1 protein-coding gene and 1 pseudogene are annotated in these 1,542 nt (G+C 63.7%); both read right to left on the bottom strand.

The features are described 5' to 3' along the window. Positions 1-56: 56 nt before the first annotated feature. Positions 57-863: an IS21-like element helper ATPase IstB gene (gene istB / locus Q0894_RS14680; protein ID WP_299236701.1), complete on the bottom strand. Its 807-nt coding sequence runs from the start codon at positions 861-863 to the stop codon at positions 57-59. Then, positions 860-1,542: pseudogene (locus Q0894_RS14675) on the bottom strand (IS21 family transposase); the annotation flags it as partial. The gene istB and the pseudogene Q0894_RS14675, both read right to left, overlap by 4 nt.

The following is a 1,542-nucleotide window of genomic DNA, read 5'->3' as shown; positions in this document are numbered from 1 at the left end:
TGTCAACGTCATTGAAGGTTGTCCGGATTTCATCAATTCAGATTGTCCGGTTTTCATCAGTCTGAACTCATCGGTACAGAGTCAGGGGCGAGTGAGGTTTCTTCCTCCTTTGTCGTCGGTGTGGTCACCAATCCGGCTCGACGCTTGTCCTTCAGCCGGTAGCTCTCGCCTTTGATGTTCAGCGTGGTCGAGTGATGCAGCAGCCGATCCAGGATCGCCGTGGCGATGACCTGATCGCCGAAGATCTCGCCCCAGTCCATGAACGACTTGTTCGAGGTGAGGATGGTGCTGGCCCGCTCGTAGCGCCGGTTGATCAAGCGGAAGAACAGGCTGGCTTCCTCGCGAGTCATCGGCAGGTAGCCCATCTCATCGAGAACCAGCACCTTGGGATAGGTCAGCTGCTGGAGCTGCCGGTCCAGACGGTTCTCCTGGCGAGCTCGCAGCAGTGTGCTGACCAGCCGATCCAGGGTCATGAACAGCACCCGGTGGCCGGCCTCGGCCGCCTTCACCGCCAGGGCGACGGCCAGATGTGTTTTCCCGACGCCGGGTGGGCCGAGCAGCACGACGTTTTCCCCGCGCTCGACGAACCCCAGGCCGGCCAGCTCGCGCACGATCTTGTGGTCGATGCTGGGCTGGAAGCTGAAGTCGAACTGCTCCAGGGTCTTGATCCACGGCAGCCGCGCCTGCTTCAGGCGCGACTCCAGCCCCTTCTGGTGGCGACCGCCCCATTCCTGCAGCAGGGCCTGCTCCAGGAACTCGCGGTAGTTCAGGTCCTGCTTGCTGGCGTGCTCACAGAGGCTGTCGAGCGAGGCCTGGAGGTGGTCCATCTTCAGGCGGTTGAGTAGCTGTTCCAGGGCCATCACAGCACCTCCTCGTAGACTCGCAGGTCACGCTGCTGCACCGATAGGGTCTGCTGCCACAGGGCGGCATGGTGCTCCGGCACGGTCCGCCAGCCGGCCTGTGGCACTTGCAAACGGTGCTGCGCGATGGCGTCACCGGCCGGGGAATAGACGGTCAGCTCATCGTCCAGGCTCAGCCGAATAACCACCGCCTGGCCGCAGTAGCTTTCCGGAACGCTGTAGCGATTGCCCCGGACCTCGATGTACCCATCCCACCCGACCTGGCGCAGGTCGTGGTAGCGAGTATCAAAGTCGGTGGCTGGCAGTGACTGAAGGGCCTTCGCCTCGGCGGAGAAGCGCTCGGCCGGGGCCTGGCGGAACTGCCTCAGCGGTCGCTGATCGGCCACCCGCTCCAGCCACAGCAGGAGCAGCTGGTTCAGGTGGGCAATGCTCTCGAACTGCCGATAGCGCTGGAAGAAGTGCTGCTTCACGTAGCCCACCATGCGCTCGGTCTTGCCCTTGGTGCGGGGGCGCTGCGGCCGGCAAGCCTTGGGTGCGAAACCGTAGTGGTTGGCCAGTTGCAGGAAGCCGGCATTGAAGATGACGCGGTGGTCGCGGTCATGCTTCAGCACCGCCGCCTTCTGATTGTCGACCAGCACCGTGCGCGACACGCCGCCGAAGTGGCGGAAGGCCTGCACCAGCG

The sequence above is a fragment of the uncultured Halomonas sp. genome, assembly GCF_947501415.1.
Lineage (GTDB): Bacteria > Pseudomonadota > Gammaproteobacteria > Pseudomonadales > Halomonadaceae > Halomonas.
Note: the sequence above shows the minus strand (reverse complement) of the source record. Positions and strands in the feature narration are given on the sequence as shown.